Raw genomic sequence first — 17430 nt, forward strand, 5'->3', positions numbered from 1 at the left:
TGACTTAATGGATCCATATAACGCCTAATGGATCCATAAGATCAAAAAAAGCCCTGACCCGGAGATTTTCATGTATCCAAAAAACACGTGGTACGTTGCCTGCACGCCTGATGAAATTGCTGAAAAGCCACTTGGGCGGCAGATTTGCGGTGAAAAAATAGTGTTCTATCGGGGCCCGGAAAACAGGGTCGCTGCCGTAGAAGACTTTTGCCCTCACCGCGGTGCACCGCTGTCGTTGGGCTACGTCGAAAATGGCAATCTGGTGTGCGGTTACCACGGCCTGGTGATGGGATGCGATGGCAAAACCGTCGAGATGCCAGGGCAACGCGTTCGCGGCTTCCCGTGCAACAAGTCTTACGCGGTGGTCGAGCGTTATGGCTTTATCTGGGTTTGGCCGGGCGAGCAGGACAAAGCCGATCCGGCATTGATCCATCATCTGGAATGGGCCGTGAGCGATGAATGGGCTTACGGCGGCGGACTGTTTCACATCGGTTGCGACTATCGCTTGATGATCGACAACCTGATGGACCTGACGCACGAAACTTACGTGCATGCTTCCAGCATCGGCCAGAAAGAAATTGATGAAGTGCCTCCGACCACCACGGTCGAGGGTGATCAAGTGGTGACTGCGCGTCACATGGAAAACATCATGGCCCCGCCGTTCTGGCGCATGGCGTTGCGCGGCAACAATCTGGCCGATGACGTGCCTGTGGATCGCTGGCAGATCTGCCGCTTCTCGCCACCCAGCCACGTGCTGATCGAAGTCGGCGTGGCCCATGCCGGAAAAGGTGGCTACCACGCTGCGCCCGAGTTCAAGGCATCGAGCATTGTGGTTGATTTCATCACCCCGGAAACCGACACCTCCATCTGGTATTTCTGGGGCATGGCCCGCAACTTCAATCCACAGGACGAGGCGCTGACGGCAACCATTCGCGAGGGCCAGGGCAAGATTTTCAGTGAAGACCTGGAAATGCTCGAACGCCAGCAGCAAAACCTTCTGGACCATCCTCATCGCAATGTTCTGAAGCTCAATATTGACGCGGGCGGCGTGCAGTCGCGACGCGTCCTCGACCGGATCATTGCCGGCGAGCGCGCCCCCGAACCGCAACTGATCGCTAGCGCCCAATAGCTGAAAACGGCGCGGCAACGATTGCCGCGCCAGCCTTCGTGCGTATCAACATTTTAAGAATAATGAGCAGCGACCACTGCGATGGTAACGCTGCGAGGATGAAGCATGATTGATGTGGTAGTGGTATCGCGCAAAGACGAAGCGCAAGGTATTTGCAGCTATGAGCTGGCCAGCATTGATCAAGGACCCCTGCCCGCTTTCAGCGCTGGCGCACACATCGACGTGCACCTGCCGGGTGGCCTGATCCGGCAATATTCACTGTGCAACCATCCTGAAGAACAGCACCGCTATGTGATCGGCGTACTCAGGGACCCCGCCTCACGCGGCGGCTCGCAAAGGCTGCACGAATTGATCAACGCCGGGGATCGCTTGCGCATCAGCGAGCCGCGCAATTTGTTCCCGCTGGCTCACCAGGCAAAACGCAGCCTGTTGTTTGCAGGCGGCATCGGGATCACCCCGATTCTGTGCATGGCCGAACGACTGGCCCACAGTGGCGCCGATTTCGAAATGCATTACTGCGCCCGCTCCAGTGAGCGCGCTGCGTTTGTCGATCGAATTCGCCACTCGGCATTCGCCGACCGGGTGTTTCTGCACTTTGACGAGCAACCCGACACCGCGCTGAACGCCGCTCAAGTATTGGCCAACCCGCAAGACAATGTTCACGTGTACGTCTGTGGCCCCGGCGGTTTTATGCAGCACGTACTGGACAGCGCTCGCGCTCAAGGCTGGCAGGAAGAATTGCTGCACCGCGAGTATTTCGCCGCAACACCAACCGACACCAGCCAGGACGGGAGCTTTTCGGTCAAGGTCAGCAGCACCGGCCAGGTGTTCGAGATCCCGGCCGACAAGACAGTGGTGCAGGTGCTGGAAAGCCATGGCATCGACATTGCCATGTCCTGCGAACAAGGTATTTGCGGCACTTGCCTGACCCGCGTGCTGGACGGCGTGCCGGAACACCGCGACCTGTTCCTGAGCGAGGAGGAACAAGCGCTCAACGATCAATTCACTCCGTGCTGCTCGCGCTCGAAATCACCGTTGCTGGTGCTGGACATCTGACGCCACGCCCTTTCACTCCGAGCGGTGAATAACCTTCATCCGCTCGTCTGCTGTCGCCGAACCGAATATTTCGGCGTAGCGCAGAGTAGCGTTGGCGTGCTCGCGCATAATGGCTTCAGCACGGGCGCCCTGACGACTGATCAGCGCATCAAACACGGAATGGTGCTGCATATGGGCGTAGTTGAAACGCCGATACTCGCGGACCATGTCTTTGCGATCCACTGCCAGCGCCGTCACCGATGCAAACGGCAAGTGATCGTTGCGTGCCAACGCATCAGCGATGGCCGGGTTGTGGCTGCCTTCGACAATCACCTGATGGAAGCGCATGTTGAGGTCGTGATACACCTCAAGATCATCCTCGGTCACAAATCCTTTATCGAACAGCTCATCGCCTTGCTGCAGGCATCGCTCCAGAATCACTCGCCCTTCTGGCGACAGCCCGCGCTCGGCAGTTTGCCGCGCCGCCAGGCCTTCGAGCACACCGCGCACTTCGACGGCACCCGCAATGTCATCGGCGCTGACCGAGCGCACTTGAAAGCCTCGACCACCAAACCGCACCAGCAGGCCTTCCTGCTCCAGCGTGCGGAACGCCATGCGTACCGGCATCCGTGATACCCCGAACAGCTCTGCCGTGGGTATCTCCATCAACCGCTCGCCAGCCGCCAGTTCGCCAGAGGCAATCATCTTGCGCAGCGCTATCAGCACCAATTGGCCAGGCTTGCTCATCCAGGCAACTTCCAGAAAAACGTGGGCCGCCATAGTAACGCATGCATTGCACCCGCTGCAGCCAACTGATCGTCAGGCACAGAAAGCCCCGCGCCTGATTCAGGCGCGGGGCTGTGGCCCTACCGGTGTTCAGAGCGACAGCGGGTAACTGACGATCAACCGCGTCTGGTCGAAATCGCTGTTGAAGCTGCGACGGTTGGTGGCGTTGTTCAGCCGCACGCTCAGGTTTTTAAGCGAACCGCTTTGCACGGTGTAGCCAAGTTCGGTGTCACGCTCCCACTCCTTGCCGCCGCTGCCGACCTTGGTCGTGGCATTGTCGCCATGACCGTAACGCACCATCGCCAGCAGACCGGGTACGCCCATCGCCGCGAAGTTATAGTCGTAACGTGCCTGCCATGAGCGCTCGTCGGCGTTGCTGAAGTTACCGTTGTACATGTCGTTGCCCAAGGTCCGGCCACTGCTGCCGTAAACCGACATCCATGGGCTGTCGCCACTGACTTTCTGCAGCCCCAGGTAGAGCGTATGGCCGCCCGTTGCCGCCGAAAACAAGGCATAGGCGGTGCGGCTCTGGATGTTGCCGATGCGCGCACTGCCGTCATCCTTGTCAATGAAATAGCCAAGGTTCGCGCCCAGCACCCAATCACCAACCGGCTGTTTATGCAGCAGGTTGAAGTAGCTTTGCTGATAGATATCTTGCAGCTGTGAATGCCAAATCCCCATCAAGGTACGTTGCTGATTGAAGCGATATTCGGCCCCGGCGTAGTTGAACTTATCCGAGGTCACGCCCGGTGCAGCCCACGCCGACAAGTCCTGCATGTCGGAAGAATTGCGCAAGCTGACCGATGAATATTGACCCGCCTGCACGCCCAGCCCTTCGATCTCTTTGGAGACCAGCATCGCGCCGCGAAAGGTCTGCGGCAACAGGCGACCGTCGTCGTAGCGCAGCAGCGGAATATCGGGCATCAATTCGCCGACTTTCAGCTCGGTCGCGGAGAAACGCATTTTCGCCGCCACCCCGGCCCGACCGTAATTGTCGGCGGCCCGACCATCGTCATGCACCGGCAACAGTTCCGAACCACTGGCCAGGCGACTGCTGTCGAGCTTGACCCCGAACATGGCGATACCTTCGGCACCGAAACCAATGATGCCTGGTGTGTAACCAGAGCTGAACTTGAGAATAAAGCCTTGGGCCCATTCATCGACCTTGCTTTTACTCGCGCCGGGGTCGCGAAAATCACGATTGAAGTAGTAGTTGCGCAGCGTGAGGTCGGTGGTCGAATCCTCGAAAAAACCATTCTCCTGCGCCATGACAGGCGCGCAAAGTGCCAACGACAACGAGGCACCCACCATCGACGAAGGGCGTACACAGGCAGTCATCTTCATTCTTATTGTTCTCCGTTTTTTGAGCGCAGCCGCTCCCCGCAGCTGATAAGCCCGCCCATTGAGTGCGTGAGGAATGTGCCCGCCAGCGACGGGCATAAATCAGTGGGTTACAACATCGAGGGAGAATCAGCCGCCACAGGGGCGGCCAGATTCAGGCTTGCGCCAGCGCCGCCTGCGGTTGCGCCCTGCCCGGTTTGAGCAACAACAGGCAACCGGCGGCGATCACAAACACACTGGCAAATACGCCGTACAAGTGCAGCGGTTGCCAGCCACCGTCGAGCAGGAAGCCTGCGACTATCGGTGACAGGATGGCGCCGATACGGCCAATCCCGATGCCCCAACCGACGCCGGTGGCACGCACCGAAGCGTCGTACACCACCGGCGATAGCGCGTAGAGACCCGCCACGCAGCCATTGGCAAACAGCCCGATCAACAGCCCAAGCCCCAGCGCCGCCATCACCGAAGACGCGGAACCCACAAACAGTACGAGCAAGCCTGCGGTGATCAGCATAAACAGCGACAACACCCTGGCCAGCGGCCAACGCGATGACAAGCCACCGATCAACGCCGCACCGAAGATCCCGCCGACACTGAGCAACACTCCGCCGGTAATGCCTTGCTGAGCGGACAGCCCAGCCGACACCAACAATTTAGGGGTCCAGCTCATGACGAAATAGAAGCCGAACATCACCAGGAAAAACAGCAGCCAGATCACCAGTGTGGTGCGGCGCATCGATGGCGACAGCAGTTGTGTAAAGCTTGCGGTAACGCCAGGCTGGCGAGCCGTTATCGGTGGCAGTTGATTCAACGTCGGTTGCCCCATGCGCAGCGCCAGCCGATTGATTCGTTGCAAGGCTGTGGCCGGACGACGCGCGAGCAGGAAATCCAGAGACTCAGGCAGCCAGAGCAGCACCAACGGTATGACGGCCAGGGTCACGATACCGCCAAACAGGAACACTGAACGCCAGCCCCAATGCGTGAGCAGCCACACCGCCAACAAGCCGCCCAGCGTTGCGCCAAGGGCATAACCTGTGGACTGCAAACTGACCGCCAGCCCGCGCCAACGCTTGCTGGAATACTCGCTGGCAATCACGTTGCTACTCGCCAGGATGCCGCCAATCCCAAGACCGGTCAGCCCCCGAAGCAGCGCCAGTTGCAGCGGTGTCTGGCTCAGCGAAGACAGGAGCATGCCAATACCGGAGATCACCAGGCAGAGCAGAATCAATGGGCGACGACCGAAACGGTCAGCCCATGGCGCGATAAACAAAGAACCCGCGGCCATGCCAAACAATCCGGCACTGAGCAGCATCCCGATTTGCGCACCACTCAGGCTCCATTCAGCGGACACCGAAGCCGCCGTGAACGCCATCACCAGCACATCGAAACCATCGATCATGTTCAGGACGATGCAGATGCCCACGGCGAGCCACTGGAAAGTCACCATCGGGCCGTTATCCACGGCGGCTTTCAGGTCAATACTCATGACAAGCACTCCGCACCGGGGAGGCGCGAAGGCGCGTGGCAAAACACGCTGTTTGAAGTGGTGCACGCAGACATGCAGCGAGCAGAACCCAGGCAGTTCTGCACCCTTGAAGAGCCATTCATGACGAAACCCTTTTTGTAGTTTTTATGAGGGACGGCCAGGATGGGCTCCTACCGTGCCAGGGCGCTAATCAACCAGCTAATGGATCCATAGACAAGAGGGCTGAGCCTCATTTCTGCAGGAGAATGGCGGAAAAATCACTTCAAAAAAGAATTGAAACTATATTTTTTGTTTATTTTTCAGATAGTTAATAGATAGACACGGACAGATTATTATTGGGCGATTATCGGCCAACATCCGTCAACACAAGGGTGAAAAGATCATTTGCAAGGGGTAAACCGCAACGGACCGCGCCTATTGGATCCACTGAATAAAATTTTGCACCCGTAGGAGCCTGGCTTGCCAGCGATGGCATCATCGAAATCGCCATCACCAGCAAGCCGGTTTCCTACGGGGCTGCGTTAACGGCATAAATCCAGGATTCACCACCGAACCGTAGGAGCCTGGCTTGCCAGCGATGGCATCTTCGAAATCGCCATCACCGGCAAGCCGGTTTCCTACGGGTTTGTGTTGGAACCATGAATGGCGGCATTCACCACCGAACCGTAGGAGTCTGGCTTGCCAGCGATGGCGCCTTCGAAATCGCCATCACCGGCAAGCCGGTTTCCTACGGGGCTGCGTTAACGGCATAAATCCAAGATTCACCACCGAACCGTAGGAGCCTGGCTTGCCAGCGATGGCGTCTTCACAATCGCCATCACCGGCAAGCCGGTTTCCTACGGGGCTGCGTTAACGGCATAGATCCAGGATTCACCACCGAACCGTAGGAGTCTGGCTTGCCAGCGATGGCGTCTTCGGAATCGCCATCACCGGCAAGCCGGTTTCCTACGGGGGCCGCGTTAACGGCATAAATCCAGGATTCACCACCGAACCGTAGGAGCCTGGCTTGCCAGCGATGGCGATTCTTCTTCAGATTTTCGCAAAGCGCTCAATCCGCGCCCCACACAATCCGTGATTTTTGGACGTAAAAAAGCCGCGAGTGAATGCGGCTTTTTTGTACCTCGACTACCTGAGATTAGCGTCCGATAGCCCTCGCCGCGTCGGCGGTGTACTGGTCGGCCGTGAATTTACCTTCGTTGAGAACGGGGCCTTTTTTCGCTTCGTTAGACATGCCGTAGCCGGTGTATTGGCCGGAGTTCAGGTCCATGAAAAACTGCGAGCCCGCCTGCCATCCGCTCATATCAGGGTGATAGTAGTAGTTGACCATGGCGTGCTTCCAGAGCTGCCCGCGAGCGTCGTAGTTGTCGGCCATGACGGCGTTCCACGTGTCTTCGTCCAGAAACAGCACTCGCTTGCCATAGACATGGCGATAGCCTTCTTTCAAGTCAGCTTCCAGCACCCAGACTCGACGCAACTCATAACGCATGACATCCGGGTTGGGATGATTAGGGGTCAAGATGTCAGCGTACTTGAGAGTCCCCGCATTAGGCTTGAACGCGTTGGCCGGGGAATAGATCTCACGCTTGCCGATGAGTTTCCAGGTGAATCGCTCCGGTGACCCGTTGAACAAGCGATCCTCGTCGACAGTCATGGTGCCGTTGGTGCCGATCATTGGCTGATCGTAACCGTAGCCCGGCAGTTGCCGCACACGCCGGGTCGACGGGCTGTAGGACCAGGCTTGACGGGAGTCGGTGACGAAGTTGTAGGGTTCGTGGGAAATGCTCAGCGTACCGTTGTCTCGAGCCGGTTTGAGCGTCATGTTGTTGCTCATCGCCTGAATCTTGCCGTCGGTACTCGGTTCTACTGTGGGCGAGTTGGCTTGAGACAGGTTACGTGCGTAGGCGCGCCCCCAACCGATGCTGCCGTTGGGCAAGACCGAGGCCAGATCGGTGGTTTTTTCTTCGGTGTATGCACGTGCTGGCAGTTGATGGTTCCACAGCAATTCCATGCCACTTTTCGGAATAGGGAAAGGCACCTGACCCAGCCCTGTGAAACCTCCTCCATCGTTGACCAGTTTTGCGTGCAGCGCATTGTCCATCACGCGGCGGCAGACGTAATCCGGATAGCGAAAATCGCGGTGGCCCGGATAGATGTTCATCTTGTAGGTGGTCGGGTATTTCTTCAGCAGTGCCTTCTGCCCTTCGGTCAGGTGCGCCTCGTACTGGCTCATGTTCTGCGCAGTGATCACCAGGATAGGCTTCTCCGCTGCGTAGGGATCTACAGGCTGGTCGCCTGAGAATTTCACATGGTTCCAGCCCGGCACTTCGCCCAGGTATTTGCCGGTATAAGGCGGTATGGTGCCCTCGGCGTTACCGGCCTGCTCGGCGCCAACGCACGTCAGCTCCTTGCCCAATTTGGCGGCTTCTTGAGGCGACACCTCGGCCTGCGCATAACCAATCAACCCGCAATTGGATGTGAACGCGACCGCGAGCATGAGACCTGTTCTTGTTATTTTCATGTATTGCCTCCTTCGCTGATAAGGCTGTTTGGTAGGGGCCCATTGTTCTTGTTCTGCCGGCCCCAACATCGTCCGGAAAGACTACGAAGGCGTTATGCGCCTAACTTTTCTTGCAGTTGCGCCTTGAGTACCTTGCCGGTGGCATTACGTGGCAAAGGCTCCAGCATCCGATAAACCTGAGCCGGCACTTTGTAGGCGGCCAGGCGCTCGCCGATGAAGGCGCGGATTTGAAGTTCCTGAGGCAGCGTTGCTGACTGACCATGCACAGCCAGCCCCACGGCCTCGCCCAGCAACGGATCGGCAATCGCGAACGCAGCAGCTTCCAGAACACCTGGCATGTCGAGGATGCAGGTCTCGATTTCAGCGGCAGATATCTTCTCGCCACCCCGGTTGATCAGCTCCTTTACACGACCAGTGATGGTGAGAAAGTCCTCGTCGTCGAGGTAGCCGATGTCGCCCGTGTCGAGCCAGCCGTCACGCAGGCTTTGCACGGTAGCTTCGGGTAAATTCCAGTAGGCGCTCATCAAGGTTGGCGAACGCAGCCAGATCAACCCACGGCGGCCCTTCGGCTCCGGAAGGTCCGGGCTGGCGCCGATCCGGATATCGACAATCGGCAGCGCCCAACCGGCTGTCGCGGGCTTGTAAACGAACGGATCGCCACCAATCGCCGCGCCGATGCCGTTGCTTTCAGTCAGGCCGTAGCCAGCGCCGCCAATACTGTCAGGCTTGAGCTTGAGCATGTTGTCGAGCACCGACCCGGACGATGCGCCACCGCCCAGCCCCAGACCGAACAGACTGGCGGTGTGCTCACCGCCAAAGCGCGGCGATGCCAGCAATTGCTGCATCATGACCGGCGCCCCATTGAACTGAGTGCAGCGCTCCTCGCGAATCAGGTCGAGCGCCTGCTCCACGTCCCATTTGTACATCAGCAACAAGCGCCGCCCGCTGCGTAATGCCGACAAAAACTGCGCATGCAGGCCGCTGACGTGAAACAGCGGTACTGCCATCAACGTAGTCGGCGGATAACCGCTGTTGATCACCACGCTGATACGCTCGGGCGAACTCATGGCGCAAAATGCGCCTTGGAAATCCAGAGCGAAAAGCGCTTGGCAGATCGCTCGATGGCTAGACACTGCACCCTTTGCACGGCTGGTGGTACCAGAGGTGTAGAGGATCAGCGCTGGTGCGTCGGGGTCGATTGCAAACGCCGGCAGTGGCAATGCCGGGCTACCGATCAAATCTTCGAAACGCAGGCAATGGTCGGGCAACGATCCGTCTTGGTTGCCGACTACAATCGTCGCTCGACGCTCGCGGCCCAGGTCTTCTCGCAGGGTCTCAAGGCGCGCTTCATCGCACACCAACACGCGCGAGCCACTGTCCTGCAGCGCGTATTGCAACTCATCGCGCAAGCCCCAACTGTTGAGTGGCACACACACCGCACCGCAACGCTGGATGGCGGCAAAAGCCACCAGCCACGCCGGCTGGTTACGCATCGCGATGGCGACTCGCTCGCCCGGTTGCAGGTCAAACCGGGCAACCATCTGCCCGGCGAGCCGATCAACCTGCTCGAAAAACTGGTTAAAGGTCAGACGTTGCGACTGCCAGATCAGGAACTCGCGATCACCGTGCACACGACCGGCGTCCAATACCTGAAGCAGGTCGTGTGCGGCGTGGCGAAAGTAGCGCGGTGCACCGTCATCCGGCGTTACCACTTCAAACGGCGCACCGGGGGCGATCAGTTGCTGCCACGCGGTTTGCCAACGTTCAATGCTCATCTGTGTGTTTCTCCAGGACAGCCAGGTTCGCACGCGCCAAGGCATGCACCACAGGTCCTACGCGTTAGCCAAATACCGTTCGCAATGGAAGTCGCGATCACCCAGGCAACTTTGGGCAACGCGGACGCGCTTGAGATACAGGCCTACATCCAGTTCGTCGGTAACGCCGATACCGCCGTGCATTTGCACGGCTTCGTTGGCAACCTTGATGGCCGTATCGCCAGCCTTCCATTTCGCCAGGCTGACCAGTCGCGCGCGCTCGGTGAGATCGACGGTAGCGTCGTCCAAAGTCGCCAGCGCGGCCATCAGGGCGCTGCGGCTGAGCGCCAGGTCGACGTACAGCTGCGCAGCACGGTGCTGCAGGACCTGGAAGGTGCCGATCTGGGTATCAAACTGCACCCGGGTCTTGAGGTATTCAAGCGTGGTGTCGAACAGTTGCTCGGCCATTCCCAGCAGCTCCGCCGCGAGACAGGCACGGCCTCGGTCCAGCGCGGTTTCCAGAGCGGGCCAACCCTCACCCACATTGCCCAGCAATGCTTCACTGCCCAGTAGCACGTGCTCCAGCTGCAAACGAGCGCTGTTGCGCGAATCAATCAGCGGCAATGCACTGACGGTCAAACCCGGTGTATCGGCCGGCACCAGGAACAGGCTGATGCCCTGCGTTTCGCCAGGCTGCCCGTCGGTGCGTGCCGCCAGCACATAGGCGTCAGCACCAAGGCCATCGACCACCCAGAACTTCTCACCGTGCAAGCGATAACCATCGCCTTCGGCTTTCGCTTCAAAGGCAATGTGCTTCGGGGCGTGGCGCGAGCGTTCGTCCACGGCCAGGGCCAGGCGTTGTTCGCCGCCTACCACTGCTTGCAACCAGTGCGTCTGTTGCGCCGAGTTACCCGCCAGATGCATGAGCGAACCGCCAAGCACTACGCTGGACAACAGTGGCGTGGCGGACAGATTGCGGCCCAAGGATTCGAAGATCGGCCCCAGTCCTTTGCAGCCAAAATCCAGGCCGCCAAATTCTTCAGGAAAAGGAATCGCGCTCCAGCCCAATTCAACTGCCTCGCGCCACAGCTGCGGCTCGAAACCCGTCGTCACGGCATCATCGCGCAAGCGGCGCTGGGCGCTGACCGGGCTGCGAGCAGCGAGAAAGTCGCGGGCACTGTCGGCCAGCAAACGCTGTTCGTCGCTATAACGCAGGCTCATGACGGTGCTCCTGTTTTCACGGAAGGTCTCTTCACTTCAGGCAAACCAAGCACACGCTTGGCGATGACGTTGAGTTGAATCTCCGAAGCCCCACCAGAGATGGTCAGCGCGTAGCTGTTCAGCCAAGCACGGGTGATTGCCATTTGCTGTTCACTGAACGCGGTGCTCTGCCAACCAAAAGCATGCCCGGCCATGGCATCCAGCAGCACTTCGAATTTGTCCCGCTCCTGCTCGGTGTGTACCAGCTTCATGATCGACATCAGGCCGCCGATGTCATCACCGGCCCTCGCCTCTTCACCCATCCGGCGCACGGTCAGGTTGTAGGCGTGCTCGTTCATTGCACACGCAGTGGCGCGTGCCTGCAGCGCGTGTTCACTTTGGCTCTGCGGCGACGCCACGTATTCGCGCATCAACGCCAACAAGTCAAAGTGCGACGGCAGACTGAACTCGCCGAATTTCGACATCGCTTTGCGTTCGTGTTGCAGCAGGTACTTGGCCAGGTTCCAGCCACCGTTCAGTGGCCCGATCAGCTGGCTCTTGGGTACTTTCACGCCATCAAAGAACACCTGGCAGAATGCTGATTTGCCGCTGATCAAATCGATTGGCTGCGCCTTGACGCCAGGGCTGCGCATGTCCAGTACGATCAGGCTGATGCCTTCGTGTTTCGGCGCACTGAAGTCGGTACGCACCAGGGCATACATCCAGTCGGATTTGTCACCGTAGGAAGTCCAGATCTTGCTGCCATCCACCACAAAGTGGTCGCCGGCATCGCGTGCGGCCATTTTCAGGCTGGCCAGGTCAGAACCGGCGTTCGGCTCGGAAAAACCCTGGCACCAGCGCACTTCTCCGCGAGCAATAGGCGGCAGCAGATCGCGTTTCTGCTCGTCGCTGCCGTACGCCAACAACACTGGCCCGAGCATCCATATGCCCAGATTGATCTGCGGCGGTCGGCATTTCAGTTTGCGCATTTCGCTTTCGAGAACTGCCAGTTCTTCGTCATTCAGGCCGGCGCCGCCGTACTCAACAGGCCACTCAGGGCAAAACCAGCGCTTGTCGCGCATGCGCTCGAACCACACACGTGCGTCTTCGTTGGGAAATTGCGGGCTCTGGCTGCCCCACACCACATCGCCCTCGGCCATGCCAGTGCGCATCGATGGCGGGCAGTTGGCCTCCAGCCAGGCACGGGTGTCGTGCCGGAATTGTTCGATAGTGCTCATGAAAGTCCCCTCGACACGCCCCGAATCGGGCGTGTACGGATTTTTGTTGTGGTGGACGAGCGATTAACGTTGCGTGCGCGGCATGCCGAGGCCGAACTGGGCGATCAGCTCACGCTGGATTTCATTGGTGCCACCGCCAAACGTCAGCGTCACCGAACTGCGCAACTCGTATTCCAGATCCCCCTGCAACAGCGTCGCTGCCGAGCCGCTGCGCATCGAACCGTTAGCGCCAAGGATCGCCGCCAGTTTGCGCAGGATTTCGATGGCCGATTCCGAACCAAACACCTTGGTGGTCGAGCTCAGCGCCACGTCCATGCGATCACGCTCCAGGTCGGCGGCGATGCGCATGTTGATCAAACGCATCGCCTCCAGGCGCGCATAGCACTCAGCCATGGAACTGCGTACCCATGCCTTGTCCATGGCCCGATGGCCCTGTTCATCGCGGGCTCGAGCCCACTGATAAACCCGGCTGAACAGCGCCACCACTTTGTCCGACCATGCGCCCAGCCCCAGACGCTCATGGTTCAACTGCGAGGTAATCAGCTTCCAGCCCCCGTGTAATTCGCCCACCAGCATTTCATTTGGCACCCGCACGTTGTCGTAGTAGGTGGCCGTGGTGGGAATGCTGGTGGTAGGAATCAAGGTGTGCGAGAAACCGGGTGTGTGGGTGTCTACGATCAGCAGCGAGATACCTTTGTGACGCGCCTGCGACGGGTCTGTGCGCGCTGCCAACCAGATGAAATCGGCAGACTCTGCGCCTGAAGTCCACAGCTTGTTGCCATTGACCACGAAGCCCTCGTCGTCCTGGCGGGCACTGGTTTTGAGTACCGCCAGATCGCTGCCCGCTGCCGGCTCGGAGTAGCCGATGGCGAACATGATTTCGCCCGCAGCAATGCCGGGTAGAAAACGTTCCTTCTGCAGGTCGCTGCCGTGGGCCATCAGGGAAGGCCCTACCGTGCTGATCGTCACGAACGGCAGCGGTGCACCGGCGATGTTGGCTTCTTCAAAGAAGATCAACTGTTCGGTGGCGCTGTAACCCTGGCCGCCATGGACCTTGGGCCAACCCACCGCGAGCCAGCCATCGCGGCCCATCTGGCGAATGGTCTGGCGAAACAGCTCGCCGCCCTCCTTGCCACGTAACTGAGCGCGCATGTCCGCAGTCATCAGGGACTGGAAATAGTCCCGCACCTTGAGGCGCAGGGAATGTTGTTCGGGAGTGAGGTCGACGAACATCTGCTGCTCCTTAAGCTGTGCCGAGAATCAGGCCGCTGGTGGGTACGCCGGTACCGGCGGTGACCAACACGTTCTGCACATCCGCCACTTGGTTGACCGCGGTGCCACGCACTTGGCGCACGGCTTCGGCAATACCGTTCATACCGTGGATATAGGCTTCGCCAAGTTGCCCACCGTGGGTGTTGATGGGCAATTTTCCGCCTCGGGCGTGATGCCCGGCGCGAATAAACTCCTTGGCTTCACCGCGTTTGACGAAGCCGAATTCTTCCAACTGTGGCAATACGAACGGGGTGAAATGGTCGTAAATCACTGCGGTCTGAAAAGACTCTGGACCGAGGCCGGACTGGCGGTACAGCTCGCGAGCGACGACCCCCATTTCCGGCAGCCCCGTAATGTCTTCACGGTAGAACGAGGTCATGCTTTGCTGACCATGGCTGATACCTTGGGAACCGGCCTTGATGGTCACCGGTTTCTGCTGCAGGTCACGGGCGCGCTCTGCCGATGTGATGACCATCGCAACGGCGCCATCCGACTCCTGGCAGCAATCGAGCAGGTGCAGCGGTTCGCAGATCCAACGCGAGGCCTGGTGTTCTTCCAGGGTAATCGGCTTGCCGTGAAAAAATGCCTGGGGGTTGGTCGCAGCAAAATCCCGCGCTGCAACCGCAATTCGGCCAAAGTCTTCGGAGGTCGCGCCATAGGTGTGCATGTAGCGCTGGGCGAACATCCCGACCCACGCCGCAGGCGTATGAAAACCTTGGGGCATGTACCAGCCGTAGTTGACGTTGTCGAAGGTCGGTGCCGCCGCGAAGCCATAGTTGCCGGTGCCAAAGCGATACCAGGAACGTTCGTTCATGGCCCGATACACCACCACCACTTTCGCCATTCCGGTGGCCACGGCCATCGCCGCGTGCATCACGGGTCCGCACGCCGCGCCGCCACCATGAGGCACTTGGGAGAAGAACTTGACGTCCTTGCAACCCAATAGACGGGCGATTTCGTATTCTGGAACCTTGTCTACCGAGTAGGAACTGAAGCCCTCGACCTCGCTTGGGTCGATGCCGGCGTCCTTGAGCGCACTCAAGGTTGCCTCCATGGCCAGGCGCAATTCGGTGCGTCCGGAGTTTTTGGAAAATTCGGTCGCGCCGAGGCCTACGATCGCAGCGCGTCCGGAAATCGATGAATCAGTCATCTGTGTCTCTCCGACTGCCAGGGCAAGACCAATGCGACCGTACCGGTCACATGGTTGCCCATTGAATTTTTGCCGTTCAGGGTGATTTCCACCGCGCGGGTATCGGCGTCGATATGGGAAACGCTGCCGCTGAACGTCATGCAATCACCGGGATAATTCGGCGCGCCGAGCTTGATTTTCAGCGAGGAAAATTGCGCCAACGGCCCGGCCCACTGCTCAATGAATCGCTGCACCAGTCCGTTGGTGGTCAATATATTCATGAACACATGAGGCGACCCCAGGGCACGCGCCGCCTCGGCGTCGTGATGGCCTGGAAAGTAGTCACGCGTGGCAATCGCCCCGCCGTTGATCAGGGTCACCGTGATAGGCACCATCAGTTCCGGCAACAACTCACCGGGGTGCACGTCTTCAAAGCGCTTGGTGTTCTTCGAGGTCATATTTCCATCCCAGCTTGTCGTTATCGTTGAGCCAGTCACCCAGGCGTTCCAGGCTTGCCGCCGAGCCGCCTAAGGCAAGACAGAGGCCGCGGCTCCAATAGAGAAAACGGTGAATCGGGTACGTCAGATCAACGCCGATGCCGCCATGTACGTGCTGCGCGACATGGCCGATGCGGTGCCCCGCCTCAGACGCCAGCCAAGCGGTCGCCAATGCTTCACAGGGCGCCGGCAAACCAGCATCGAGGCGATACACCAGTTGCCACAGCACCGTACGCAGTGCTTCGACGGCGATGTGGGTATCGGCCATGCTCATCTGCACCGCCTGGAAACTGCCGATGACCCGTTCGAACTGTCGGCGTTCGCTGACATACGCCACGGTGCGGCGGACCTGCTCTTCACTGACGCCTAATTGCAAGGCTGCCAATGCCGCCACACTGCGCGTTTCCAGCCACGCGACGGCCTCGACCGGCAAAATCTGCGCTGCGCTCACAAACAAATCTTTGATGTGCAGGTCAGCCACAGCCTCGCCGTGGGTCAGTACGGCTGAAACCCGTCGTACTTCGGGTAGCGACAGGTCCAACAGCAACAGCCGCGCTTGTCCCTCGACGTCCACCAATACCAGTGCAGCCTGTGATTGATCGCCCGATGCCAGGGCTGCGACCCGACCGCTGATCGACCAGCCATCGGCGCAATTTCGTGCGTGCAACTCGATGCCCAAAGCGCTGCTCAATGCATCGATGGACAGACTCAACAATGCCTCGCCGGAGGCCGCTCTAGCGACCCAGCCCGCACTGTCGAGAGGGTCGAAACGGGCCAATGTGGCGGCGGCCAATTGATGACGCCATAACGGCACCTGGGCCAAAGCCTTGCCTTGTGCTTGCAACACCAGCATCAGCTCCGTCATGCCCAAGCCACTGCCGCCGTACGCCTCTGGAATGGCCAAGGCATGCAGCCCCGTCTCGATGCAGAGCGTCCAAAGCGACGCCATCATCGGCTCGCCACTGGTGTCCCACTGGCGCATGAAATCGTCATGGCAATGATCGACAAACAGGCCGTCGGCCATTTGTGCGATGGCGCGCTGGTCTTCGCTTAATTCGAAATCCATGGTGGCTCCTATGCCTCTACTGGCCGGAACAACGGCAGGGTCAACTGGTCGTCGAAGGTCTGGAACTCAACCTTCAAACGCTGGCCGATCTGTATTTGCTCGCGCTCGATACCCACCAGGCCGGCGATCAGGCGCACACCTTCGTCAAGCTCGATCAGACCAATAGGGTTGGGGTAATCGAACGGCGGCACTTCGGGGTAATGCATCACCACAAACGAATACAGCGTGGCGCGTCCACTGGCCTCAAGCGTGTCCCACTCAAAGCTGTGGCACTCGATGCACACCGGTGCCGGTGGGTGGCGCAGAGTTTGGCAGGCACTGCAGCGCTGGATCAGTAACTGGCCCTTTTCGCAACCTTCCCAGAAGAACCGGGTGTCATCACTGATACCCGGCAACGGACGCTTGGGCTTAGCCGGTGCTGAATCAACACTGGCAGGCACTTGAACCTTGGCCGCGCGAAATTTGAATACGCGAAACAGCAACTCGCCCACTGGTTCGTCGCCACCGGCCTTTTCGACGAAGTGACTCATGACCAGGGTGACGAAAAAGCCGATACCCAAGCCGGTAGTTTTCTCGTCGCTGACCGAGTCAAGACGCGTGGTGTAGTACAGCTTTTCACCGAGCCGCACAGCACGGGTAAAGCTCAGCTCTGAATTCACCGCCACCGTGGAGGCGTAGCCGTAGGCTTCCATTTCCTTGAGCACTTCGTACGGGTTCTCGTCGGTAGAGCCCGGCGGGTAGTTGTTGGCGTGCAGACCTTCCATGGTCCACACCTGCAACATCGCGGGTGGAGCAATCAGTCCCTCATGCTCAGTGTCCAGCGCAAAGGCTGGATCGACGTACAACGGGTTGTCCACACCCATGACCTCGCACCACTGGCGAATCATCGGTGCGTTAACGTCGTCCCAGGCGTACACACGCCCGTACTGGCGGCCCACCAGGGCGCGCACATTGGATAGCAATTGTGGATCAGCCAAAG

At 59.2% G+C, this 17430-nt stretch carries 14 protein-coding genes; 2 read left to right on the plus strand and 12 right to left on the minus strand.

Annotated features, from left to right (window positions below; genetic code table 11):
- Positions 1–70: 70 nt before the first annotated feature.
- Entirely contained in the window at positions 71–1129 is a 1059-nt protein-coding gene (locus ACQR3R_RS10955) for a Rieske 2Fe-2S domain-containing protein (protein ID WP_428272156.1), read from the plus strand.
- Positions 1130–1234: 105 nt separating this feature from the next.
- The gene (locus ACQR3R_RS10960; protein ID WP_428272157.1) at positions 1235–2185 is read left to right on the plus strand and encodes a 2Fe-2S iron-sulfur cluster-binding protein; all 951 of its coding nucleotides are present in this window, start codon (positions 1235–1237) and stop codon (positions 2183–2185) included.
- A 12-nt stretch (positions 2186–2197) separates the two neighbouring features.
- Here the strand turns inward: ACQR3R_RS10960 and ACQR3R_RS10965 are convergent, their stop codons facing one another.
- The 12 genes from ACQR3R_RS10965 to ACQR3R_RS11020 all read right to left on the minus strand — a co-directional run bounded on the left by ACQR3R_RS10965 (position 2198) and on the right by ACQR3R_RS11020 (position 17428).
- Positions 2198–2944, minus strand: coding sequence for an FCD domain-containing protein (locus tag ACQR3R_RS10965; RefSeq protein ID WP_428272158.1), 747 nt, complete (start codon positions 2942–2944; stop codon positions 2198–2200).
- A 96-nt stretch (positions 2945–3040) separates the two neighbouring features.
- Positions 3041–4294, minus strand: coding sequence for an OprD family outer membrane porin (locus ACQR3R_RS10970; protein WP_428272159.1), 1254 nt, complete (start codon positions 4292–4294; stop codon positions 3041–3043).
- Between the two features lie 151 nt (positions 4295–4445).
- Positions 4446–5777 (minus strand): MFS transporter, encoded by a 1332-nt coding sequence (locus ACQR3R_RS10975; RefSeq protein ID WP_428272161.1) that lies wholly within the window; start codon positions 5775–5777, stop codon positions 4446–4448.
- Positions 5778–6912: 1135 nt separating this feature from the next.
- Positions 6913–8295 carry a DUF1329 domain-containing protein gene (locus tag ACQR3R_RS10980; protein ID WP_428272162.1) on the minus strand — a complete coding sequence of 461 codons (1383 nt, stop codon included), beginning with the start codon at positions 8293–8295 and terminating at the stop codon, positions 6913–6915.
- 92 nt (positions 8296–8387) lie between these two features.
- Positions 8388–10070, minus strand: coding sequence for an AMP-binding protein (locus tag ACQR3R_RS10985; RefSeq protein WP_428272163.1), 1683 nt, complete (start codon positions 10068–10070; stop codon positions 8388–8390).
- Positions 10071–10127: 57 nt separating this feature from the next.
- Positions 10128–11270, minus strand: coding sequence for an acyl-CoA dehydrogenase family protein (locus ACQR3R_RS10990; RefSeq protein ID WP_428272164.1), 1143 nt, complete (start codon positions 11268–11270; stop codon positions 10128–10130).
- Entirely contained in the window at positions 11267–12487 is a 1221-nt protein-coding gene (locus tag ACQR3R_RS10995) for an acyl-CoA dehydrogenase family protein (protein WP_428272165.1), read from the minus strand. Before ACQR3R_RS10995 ends, ACQR3R_RS10990 begins: the two co-directional genes overlap by 4 nt.
- A gap of 63 nt (positions 12488–12550) precedes the next feature.
- Positions 12551–13720 (minus strand): acyl-CoA dehydrogenase family protein, encoded by a 1170-nt coding sequence (locus ACQR3R_RS11000; RefSeq protein ID WP_428272166.1) that lies wholly within the window; start codon positions 13718–13720, stop codon positions 12551–12553.
- A 10-nt stretch (positions 13721–13730) separates the two neighbouring features.
- Positions 13731–14909 (minus strand): thiolase C-terminal domain-containing protein, encoded by a 1179-nt coding sequence (locus ACQR3R_RS11005; protein ID WP_428272167.1) that lies wholly within the window; start codon positions 14907–14909, stop codon positions 13731–13733.
- Positions 14906–15346 (minus strand): MaoC family dehydratase, encoded by a 441-nt coding sequence (locus ACQR3R_RS11010; RefSeq protein ID WP_428272168.1) that lies wholly within the window; start codon positions 15344–15346, stop codon positions 14906–14908. Before ACQR3R_RS11010 ends, ACQR3R_RS11005 begins: the two co-directional genes overlap by 4 nt.
- Positions 15318–16451: an acyl-CoA dehydrogenase family protein gene (locus tag ACQR3R_RS11015; protein WP_428272169.1), complete on the minus strand. Its 1134-nt coding sequence runs from the start codon at positions 16449–16451 to the stop codon at positions 15318–15320. Before ACQR3R_RS11015 ends, ACQR3R_RS11010 begins: the two co-directional genes overlap by 29 nt.
- A gap of 8 nt (positions 16452–16459) precedes the next feature.
- Positions 16460–17428, minus strand: coding sequence for an OB-fold domain-containing protein (locus ACQR3R_RS11020; RefSeq protein WP_428272170.1), 969 nt, complete (start codon positions 17426–17428; stop codon positions 16460–16462).
- Between the last annotated feature and the right edge of the window lie 2 nt (positions 17429–17430).

This window comes from Gordonia sp. IEGM753 (assembly GCF_050321825.1).
Classification (GTDB): domain Bacteria; phylum Pseudomonadota; class Gammaproteobacteria; order Pseudomonadales; family Pseudomonadaceae; genus Aquipseudomonas.